This is a genomic window from Mycobacterium sp., from assembly GCF_049585075.1.
In the GTDB taxonomy this organism is placed as follows: domain Bacteria; phylum Actinomycetota; class Actinomycetes; order Mycobacteriales; family Mycobacteriaceae; genus Mycobacterium.
Genome location: NZ_JBAUZA010000284.1, coordinates 1 through 8,449 on the forward strand (window position 1 = coordinate 1; position 8,449 = coordinate 8,449).

An 8,449-nucleotide genomic window follows, 5' to 3' on the forward strand; every position below is an offset into this window, starting at 1 on the left:
GGGCCAGGGCTAGGCGAAGTCGGCCAATTGACGCAGCCGGTCGGCCAGCCGGCGCCGCAGTGGCGGTGCCGGCGCGGCGGCCGCGACCGCCAGCATGTCCTCGATCGAGGTGAACTTGTTGCGCGGCCGATCGCTGACGCTGCCCCGGGATACCTCGGCGGCGTCGATGGCCTGCCAGCCGGCGGCGTCAACAACAGCGGGCTGGCGCGTGCGGACCATCGCGTCCAGTGCCGACGGCTTGCCGATCGGATCGCGCAACCGCCTGTCGTTGAAATCGTCGACGAGTTGTTGCACGGTTTGCAGTGCGCACGACTTGTTGGTGCCGATGAATCCCGTCGGGCCGCGCTTGATCCAGCCCGCCACGTATGCGCCATGCACGGGTTCACCCGAGGCAGGGTCGATCACCCGGCCACCGTCGTTCGGCACGACTCCTGCGCGATCGTCGAACGGCAAGTCGCGAATCGTCTTGCCGTGGTAGCCAATTGAGCTCAACACCAGACCGGCCTCGAGTTGACACACCTCGTCGGTACCGGTGACGCAGAACTCCATACCGTTGGCCCGCTGTTCGCCCAGCACCCGGTTGGGTGTCAGGTGGTAGGCCAGCCGGATCCGGGGACGCAGCGGTGGGCCGGAACCGTCGCCGAGCTTGCTCAGGATCTCCAGCTTCTGCTTGGTCACGGCGTCCGAGGCGACTGCCAGGTCGCGCAGCACCAGCTCGTGGTCGGCGGCGGCGAGCACCACGTCTGCCGTGGTCGTCAGCCCGATCAGCTCGGGCAGCGTGAACGCCGAATGCGCGGGTCCGCGCCGGGCGGCGATCACCACCTCCTGCACCCGTGACGCGCGCAGCGCCTGCAGTGCGTGATCGGAGATGTCGGTGCGGGCCAGCTCGTCGGGGTCAGCGGTGAGCACGCGGGCGACATCGAGCGCGACGTTGCCGTTGCCGACCACGATGACCCGCTCACGGGTGAGATCGACTGGCAGCTGGGCGAAATCGGGATGGCCGTTGATCCAGGCCACCAGCTCGGTGGCCGTCCAAGTGCCCGGCATGCCCATGCCGTCGATGTCCAAGCGGCGGTCAGTGGGCGCGCCGACGGCGTAGATGACGGCGTGGTGGTGCGCCAGCAGATCGTCGTGGCTCAGGTGCTTGCCGACCTCGACGTTGAGGAAGAACCGGAATTCGCGGCGACGGGCGATCCGGTCGAAGAGCGCAGTGACCCGTTTGGTGGTCTGGTGGTCCGGGGCCACCCCGGCGCGAACCAACCCGTACGGGGTGGGCAGCTTCTCGAAGACGTTGACTCGCACACCCTGTTGAGTAAGCAGTTCGTCGGCGGCATACATTGCTGCCGGCCCGGATCCGACGACCGCGACGGTCAGCGGGCCCCGACCATGCCCGTGCACCTGTGGCGCGGGGATCACCGGCGCCAGCTTGGATGTCGGCGGCAGCTTCTGGTCGGCCGGGCGGTCTGGGTAGTACGACGCGTTGATCGGAATGAAGAGTTGCTGCTCGAGGGTCAGTTGGGCCTCGGGCGCGATAGCGCCCACCGGGCACGCGCTCACGCAGGCGCCGCAGTCCACGCAGGCCACCGGATCGATGTAGAGCATCTCGGCGGTAGCGAAGCCTGGCTCGTCCGGCGACGGGTGAATGCAGTTCACCGGGCAGGCGTAAACACAGGACCCGTCGCTACAGCACGACTGGGTAATTACGTGCGGCATAAAGACCTAGTCTGCTAGGCAGCCGGTGCGACGGCTAGATGTTGGCGCTGCGGTTCGCTGCGGTAGCGAGACGGCTCGCCGTTGATCTTGCAGATCCGCCAGATCAGCTTGGACAGCGGGTTCATCAAACCGGTGTCGTGGCAAAGCATCCGGACGTCGCCGAACATGTCCCGCAACATCTGCCGTGCCTCGGGTGAACGGAAGAAGATCTCCTTGCGCACCTCGCGCGGAATGTCGAACTCTTTCCAGAACGCCTTCGGCGGCACGATGATCGCCGAGCACAGGATCCGCATGGTGATCGGCACGTACAGCGAAAGCCAGAACCGCTTGCGGCGTGGCAGGTTCGGCACCCGCTTACGCAGGTACTCGTGCGCGAACGAGATGTGGCGGGCCTCCTCGGCCACGTGGATGGCCATCACCCGCTCCATGATCGGGTGCAGCTCCTTGCCCTCGCGCAGCACGTTCTTCTGCGTGTGGTCGATGGGCTCCTCGCCGGCCAGGATGCCGAACCAGAACGGGATCGGCAGCGGTCCGGCCGCCAGCGGAATGAACGGCTGAATCCACTTGAGCAACCGCGGCATACCGGGCACGTCAGCGCCGATGTGGTTCACCATCTCCTGGAACATCATCGTGTGGTTGCACTCTTCGACCGCTTCGTGCAGGCAGTACCGGTACTCCGGTGATCCGTTGGGCACCCAGAACGCGTATTCCATCAGGCCGCGGATCAGGATCGACTCAAAGTGCAGGCCGGTCTTGGCGACGTTGGCCTGACGCCACATGCCGATCTGGATCTGCCGCTCTTCGGACTGCGCCTGGTACCAGGGGTGCCGGCCCAGCGGGTCGGTCGTCGGCAGTTTCCAGCGCGGGTCGTTGTCGGTGACCGCGAACTCGGGGGATTTCCAGTCGATGTCGGTGTACGGGTTGAAATTGCGCCGCACCGACCCCTCGGACAGCGTGGTGAGCATCTCCACGTACTTCGGGTCGTCCAGGACATCCATGTTGCGGCGCCACCGTCGCATCATCTTCGTCCGAGCCGTCTTCTGGGCCATCACAGCCTCCCCAATAAGGTTTACATTTGGACGCGCTATGTCCAACGACAGTACCGCAGGTATCGCGAACTTTCTAGACCCCAGATTGCCACTGTGGCCCATCCGTGAACATGTGTACACGGTGACTTACGTCACACGCCGCCCACGTGATCGGCGGGCTCGGGCGGGTCACTAACCTGGTGATCATGGCTGACCAGCTCACGATTCCTGACAACATCAAACCCGGCGACGGACGGTTCGGCTCCGGCCCGTCCAAGGTTCGACCCGAACAACTGCAAGCGCTCTCTACCAGCGCCGCTGCGCTTTTCGGCACCTCGCACCGTCAGTCGCCGGTGAAGGACTTGGTTGGCCGGGTGCGCGACGGGTTGCGGGACTTCTTCTCGGTGCCGGACGGCTACGAGGTGGTGCTGGGCAACGGCGGGGCGACGGCGTTCTGGGATGCCGCGGCGTTCGGTCTGATCGACAAGCGGTCGTTGCACCTGAGCTACGGCGAGTTCAGCTCGAAGTTCGCCTCGGCGGTCATCAAGAACCCGTTCGTCGGCGAGCCGATCGTGGTCAAAGCCGACCCGGGCAGCGCGCCCGAGCCGCAGAGCGACCCGTCGGTCGACGTCATCGCATGGGCGCACAACGAGACCTCGACGGGGGTCGCGGTGCCGGTAAAGCGGCCCGACGGCGCCGGCGACGCGCTGATCGTCATCGATGCCACCTCCGGCGCCGGCGGCCTGCCCGTCGACATCGCCGACACCGATGCCTACTACTTCGCACCGCAGAAGAACTTCGCCAGTGACGGCGGACTGTGGCTGGCGATCTTGAGCCCGGCCGCACTGGCCCGGATAGAGGCCATCGCGGAGGCCGGGCGATGGGTGCCGGACTTTCTGTCGCTGCCGATCGCCGTGGAGAACAGCCTCAAGAACCAGACCTACAACACTCCGGCCATCGGCACGCTGGTGCTGTTGGCCGAGCAGATCGAGTGGCTGCTGGGCAACGGTGGGTTGGAGTGGGCGGTCAAGCGCACCGCGGACTCGTCGCAGCGGCTGTACAGCTGGGCGCAGGAGCGGCCCTACACAACGCCTTTCGTGGCGGACGCGCGGCTGCGCTCGCAGGTCGTGGGCACCATCGACTTCAACGATGACGTCGATGCCGCGGCTGTGGCCAAGGTGCTGCGCGCCAACGACATCGTCGACACCGAGCCGTACCGCAAACTCGGCCGCAACCAGTTGCGGGTCGCGATGTTCCCGGCCGTCGAGCCTGACGACGTCACCGCGCTCACCGAGTGCATCGACTGGGTGGTCGAGCGGCTATAGCTCGCTCGTGGAAAAGAAGCCCAGGTAGCTCCCGCGTGTCAAAACGGTAACGGCCGCTGACTGCACTAGAGTTCGCAGCTGACAGGCCTGGCGCGCTGGTCTGCGAGGAGCCTGCGAGGAGACACCATGCGGGAACTCACGATCGTCGGTCTCGATGTTGATGGCAAACACGTCATCTGCGAGAGCACCCGAGATAACGGGGATCCGGGCGACAAGTTCAAGATTCGGGTCGACGACCGGCTAAGGTCGGCTGCGCGCGGCGACGGGGTCCGAGTGGGTCAAACCCATATCGAGATCGAGGTCCCCAGCATGCTGCGCCCCAAGGAAATTCAGGCTCGTATCCGCGCGGGCGCATCCGTCGAGCAAGTCGCGGAGGCCGCCGGGGTGGATGTCGACCGCGTCCAGCGCTTCGCGCACCCGGTGCTGCTGGAGCGCTCGCGCGCGGCCGAGCTGGCAACTGCCGCACACCCGGTCCTCGCCGACGGCCCCGCGGTGCTGACGCTGCTGGAAACCGTCACGTCGTCGCTGGTGGCGCGTGGCCTCAATCCCGACATCACCACGTGGGACGCCTGGCGTAACGAGGATGGTCGGTGGACCGTCCAGCTGGGCTGGAAGGCCGGGCGCAGCGACAACCTCGCGCATTTCCGCTACTGCCCCGGCGCTCACGGCGGGACGGTCACCGCCCTCGACGATCCAGCCAGTGAGCTGATCGATCCCGATTTCGACCGCCCGCTGAGGCCGGTGGCCCCCGTCGCCCAGCTCGACTTCGACGAGCCCGAACCCGCACCGGTGGAAACCCCGGCGGTCGAACCCAAGAGCGAGCCGGCGCGCAGCCGACGTGGCAAGCCACCGGTGCCGGCATGGGAAGACGTGTTGCTCGGTGTCCGTTCCGGCGGGCAGCGCTAGCGGACTAGCTCCATCGACACCAAAGTCACCCAGCCGGCTGTCACGCCTACTCCGACGCCCAGCACCAACCAACGCAGTACCGGGGTGTGCCGCCATCCCCATAGCGTGGGCGCCAATCCCCCGGCCGCGACGATGTTCAGCCCGACGGCCAACAACGGATGCACCCGGATCAGTCCCAAACTCAGCACCACAACGGCGACCCCGGTCGCCGCGGCGACAAACCCGGCCACCGTCAAACCCGTTGCCCACGGCGTGGATTCGTCGATCATCAGCCGAGCCTAGCCCGACGACGATGCGCGCCGCGACGGCGCGCTGAGGAGTCGGGCAATCAGGCCCTAGCCCGAGCCCGCTCGTAGAACGCCAGCGCCGCTGCGGTGGCGACGTTAAGAGAGTCGGTGCCACGTGACATCGGGATGCGCACCCGCAGATCGCTGGCCTGCAGCACAGCGAGGCTCAGACCCGGCCCTTCGGCGCCGACCAGCACTGCGACCCGCTCGTCGCACACCGTGGCCATTGCCTCGGGCAACGGTATTGCTTCGGGGCTAGGGGTCATTGCCAGCAAGCGGAAGCCCTTCTGGCGCAACGTCTTCAATTCAGCCGGCCAGTCGGCCGCTTGCGTATACGGCACCAGCAGGGCATGGCCCATGGAGACCCGCACCGCGCGGCGATACAGCGGATCAGCGCAGCCGCTGCCGAACACCACCGCATCGACGGACAGACCCGCGGCGTTGCGAAAGATCGCACCCAGATTTTCGTGGTCGTTGACGCCCTCTAGCACCGCGACGGTCCTAGCGCCGTCGACTACCTTCGTGAGGCTGCGCTCGGGCTCACGACGAGCGGCCGCCAGTACCCCGCGGTTGAGATGAAAGCCGACCGCCTCGGCCATCACCTCTGCGGATACCCGATAGAACGGCGCGGGATTACCGGCCAGATCTGCCTTGAGCTCGGCGAGTCTGCGGTCAGTGCCGAGGAAAGCTAACGGGGTAAAGGGCGAGGCCAGCATGCGCTGGACCACCAGCACACCCTCGCCGATCACCAGCCCCTTGCCGCTCGGCAGGTCGGGCCGGCGGTCGATGCTGTTCAAGTCCCGGAAAGAATCCAGCCGTGCGTCGCCCGGATCAGTGATATCGATGACGACCACACCGTCGATGCTATCGGCGCGGTCAAAGTTGCTTGAACTCAAGGGCTTTCGTCAACAAGGGCCAAGATCAGGTCGGCGGCGTCGCGCAACGTATCGCGTTGGGCATCGCCCATGGTCTCGAGCCGCTGCGCGAGCCACTCCTGGCTGGCTCGGCGTTCGGCCTCAAGAAGTTCGGTGCCGGCTTTAGAGACCGACACCAAGACCTGTCGGCCGTCGTCGGGGTGCGCGACGCGGTCCACAAAACCAAGATCGGCCAACGAGGCGATTACCCGCGTCATCGACGGCGGGCGAACCCGTTCTCTGATGGCCAGCGATCCTGGGGTCATCGGGCCGAAGTTGGCCAACGTCGCCAGCGCCGACAGCTGCGACAACGACACCGGGGACTGCGGCCGGCGGAATCGCAGCTGCCGGGACAGCCGCATCACCGCCAACGACAGGTCGCTAGCCAAACGGCTATCACGATCGATCACAATCGCGAACGTTACGACAGAACGTCCGATTGTCCACAGGAATGACTGACTTCGGACTCAAGCTATCGTGAACTCGATGTCTGTCGAGCCTGGCAAAAACCTCGATCCGCCGATGCTGCCCGCGTCGCTGCTGGAGGTCTGGCCGGTCATTGCCGTCGGCGCAGTGGCCTGGCTGGTTGCCGCCGTGGCCGCGTTCGTCGTACCCGCGCTGGAGAGCTGGCGGCCGCTGACGTTGGCCGGGCTGGGTGTCGGGGTGCTGGGCACGACGGTCTTTCTGTGGCAGCGTGATGCCGCGCGCCGTGGCGCGCGCGGCGCACAGACCGGGTTGCACTACCAACCCGACCCTGACCGAGAATGATGGCCCCAGCTAGGAGGAGTGCGTCCAATGGCAGCGCCGCTATTGCAAGCTCAGATTGACATCAACGCACCGGTCTCGAAAGTCTGGTCGCTGGTTAGCGATTTCCGCCGGATGCCCGAGTGGAGCCCGCAGTGTCGATTGATGCGGCCGCTCGGCCCCGTCCGTCATGGCACCCGCACGATCAACTTCAACCGCCGCAATCGGTTGTTCTGGCCGACGACCTGCACCGTGCTCGAGGTGATCCCGGATCAGAAGCTGGCGTTCCGGGTCAACACCAACAACACGATCTGGAGCTACGAACTGCAGCCGATCCCCGAGGGCACCCGGGTGATCGAGAGCCGGCACGCCGAGAACGGGACGAAGCCCGTATCGAGTTTTTCGGTGAACGCATTCATGGGCGGGACTGAGAAGTTCGAGCGGGAACTGGTCGAGGGGATGAAGATTTCCCTGGCCAGGATCAAAGCCACGGCCGAGAACGGCTAGCTGAGCTCGGCGGGGTCCGATGGCGGCGACCCGCTGCGCCCGGCTTCGCCGCGCTTGCGATCGCCGCTTTTCTCGGCGATGTCGAGCACCCCGTCGTCGTAAGGGTCATACATCGGCGAGCCACTGCCGGCGGGAGCCGGGGTGTCGGAATGCGCACCGCAGCCGTATTCGAAGTCGACGACTTGGCCGTCGGCGGACAACTCGTTGCCGCATACGCCGAACATCGCTCCCAACGACCCAGCGAGCGGCAGAAAGAAACCGCAATCGCGGCACACCCGTTTGGTGGACTGCGCCATCTGCGCGGCCGGGCCGTGGTCACCGTCGTGCCAGCGCTGCGCCGCCTCCGAGCGGCCCCACGCGCTCATCACCCGGCGCCGTCCCAGACCGAGTTCTACCGCGACGTCGTCAACCTGCGGATCGCCGGAGGCCAGATAACCGGGCACCAACCGCGGATCATCGGGCAGCGGCGCCAGCAGATCGCCTGGGCTCAGGTCGCCCGGCCGGATCCGCTGATCCCAGGGCACCCATTCCGGCGCCAACAGTGACGTCGGCCCCGGCACCAGCACCACTTCGCTGATGGTCGCATGGTCAGCGCCAGGGACGGCGGCCACGACGACCGCCCACTGCCAGCCCTGGTAACCAGGCATATGGGCGAGGAAACGGTGGGTGGCGCTGGTCGGATCTTCGTAACCGACGCCCAGGTAGTCACCCACCGTGTCGGCACCGCTGAACTCGACGATGGCCGCCCGCGCCGCCTCGACGGCAGCGGTCAGCACCGATGCCAGCTCAGGCGACCACTCTTCGGTGGTCGCCGCAGCCGACTCCCCAGTGGGTCGGGTCACGTGGTCCGCTGTTTCCATACGCCCTTAATACTGCCGCAAAGCCGTGGCGCCCGGCCACACCGGTTGCCTACACATCGCATCGGCCGACATCTGTGAGAATTGAGGCATGGCTGGACGGCGGCGTGATCACCCGGATAGCGGCCCGGCGTCCGGCGGCCGCCGCGCTCGCACCGGACCCGCAGC

Annotated in this window: 10 protein-coding genes; 4 read left to right on the forward strand and 6 right to left on the reverse strand. The window is 66.4% G+C overall.

The window, feature by feature from the left end:
- Nucleotides 1-9: 9 nt before the first annotated feature.
- A complete protein-coding gene (locus WB785_RS13960) occupies nucleotides 10-1,713 on the reverse strand; it encodes an FAD-dependent oxidoreductase (protein ID WP_424079930.1) in 1,704 nt (567 codons plus the stop codon).
- Nucleotides 1,714-1,727: 14 nt separating this feature from the next.
- Nucleotides 1,728-2,762: an AurF N-oxygenase family protein gene (locus tag WB785_RS13965; RefSeq protein ID WP_424079931.1), complete on the reverse strand. Its 1,035-nt coding sequence runs from the start codon at nucleotides 2,760-2,762 to the stop codon at nucleotides 1,728-1,730.
- Between the two features lie 185 nt (nucleotides 2,763-2,947).
- On the opposite strand from WB785_RS13965, the gene serC reads away from it, so the two are divergent.
- Both serC and sepH read left to right on the forward strand, forming a co-directional pair.
- Entirely contained in the window at nucleotides 2,948-4,066 is a 1,119-nt protein-coding gene (serC, locus tag WB785_RS13970; RefSeq protein ID WP_424079932.1) for a phosphoserine transaminase, read from the forward strand.
- Between the two features lie 126 nt (nucleotides 4,067-4,192).
- Complete coding sequence (gene sepH / locus WB785_RS13975; protein ID WP_424079933.1) at nucleotides 4,193-4,972, forward strand: septation protein SepH; 780 nt, start codon at nucleotides 4,193-4,195, stop codon at nucleotides 4,970-4,972.
- Here the strand turns inward: sepH and WB785_RS13980 are convergent.
- From WB785_RS13980 to WB785_RS13990, 3 genes are read right to left on the reverse strand one after another with little or no spacing between them, the layout of a single operon-like run.
- On the reverse strand, nucleotides 4,969-5,241 hold the full coding sequence (locus WB785_RS13980; protein ID WP_424079934.1) for a DUF2537 domain-containing protein: 273 nt from the start codon (nucleotides 5,239-5,241) through the stop codon (nucleotides 4,969-4,971). The genes sepH and WB785_RS13980 overlap by 4 nt on opposite strands.
- A 59-nt stretch (nucleotides 5,242-5,300) precedes the next feature.
- A complete protein-coding gene (locus WB785_RS13985) occupies nucleotides 5,301-6,122 on the reverse strand; it encodes a TrmH family RNA methyltransferase (protein WP_424079938.1) in 822 nt (273 codons plus the stop codon).
- Between the two features lie 29 nt (nucleotides 6,123-6,151).
- Complete coding sequence (locus WB785_RS13990; RefSeq protein ID WP_424079935.1) at nucleotides 6,152-6,583, reverse strand: MarR family winged helix-turn-helix transcriptional regulator; 432 nt, start codon at nucleotides 6,581-6,583, stop codon at nucleotides 6,152-6,154.
- A gap of 76 nt (nucleotides 6,584-6,659) precedes the next feature.
- Between WB785_RS13990 and WB785_RS13995 the strand changes: the two genes are divergently transcribed.
- On the forward strand, nucleotides 6,660-6,941 hold the full coding sequence (locus tag WB785_RS13995) for a DUF2530 domain-containing protein (protein WP_424079936.1): 282 nt from the start codon (nucleotides 6,660-6,662) through the stop codon (nucleotides 6,939-6,941).
- Between the two features lie 27 nt (nucleotides 6,942-6,968).
- Complete coding sequence (locus tag WB785_RS14000) at nucleotides 6,969-7,424, forward strand: SRPBCC family protein (RefSeq protein WP_424079937.1); 456 nt, start codon at nucleotides 6,969-6,971, stop codon at nucleotides 7,422-7,424.
- Here WB785_RS14000 and WB785_RS14005 read toward each other — a convergent pair.
- Nucleotides 7,421-8,266: a DUF3027 domain-containing protein gene (locus WB785_RS14005; RefSeq protein ID WP_424079939.1), complete on the reverse strand. Its 846-nt coding sequence runs from the start codon at nucleotides 8,264-8,266 to the stop codon at nucleotides 7,421-7,423. The two genes, WB785_RS14000 and WB785_RS14005, sit on opposite strands and share 4 nt — an antisense overlap.
- Nucleotides 8,267-8,449: the final 183 nt, after the last annotated feature.

Bases quoted from the DNA above. Each gene is read 5' to 3' on its own strand.
- serC (WP_424079932.1), top strand. From the start codon at position 2,948: ATGGCTGACCAGCTCACGATTCCTGACAACATCAAACCCGGCGACGGA.
- WB785_RS13980 (WP_424079934.1), bottom strand. From the start codon at position 5,241: ATGATCGACGAATCCACGCCGTGGGCAACGGGTTTGACGGTGGCCGGG.
- WB785_RS13995 (WP_424079936.1), top strand. From the start codon at position 6,660: ATGTCTGTCGAGCCTGGCAAAAACCTCGATCCGCCGATGCTGCCCGCG.
- WB785_RS13960 (WP_424079930.1), bottom strand. From the start codon at position 1,713: ATGCCGCACGTAATTACCCAGTCGTGCTGTAGCGACGGGTCCTGTGTT.
- WB785_RS13965 (WP_424079931.1), bottom strand. From the start codon at position 2,762: ATGGCCCAGAAGACGGCTCGGACGAAGATGATGCGACGGTGGCGCCGC.
- WB785_RS14000 (WP_424079937.1), top strand. From the start codon at position 6,969: ATGGCAGCGCCGCTATTGCAAGCTCAGATTGACATCAACGCACCGGTC.
- sepH (WP_424079933.1), top strand. From the start codon at position 4,193: ATGCGGGAACTCACGATCGTCGGTCTCGATGTTGATGGCAAACACGTC.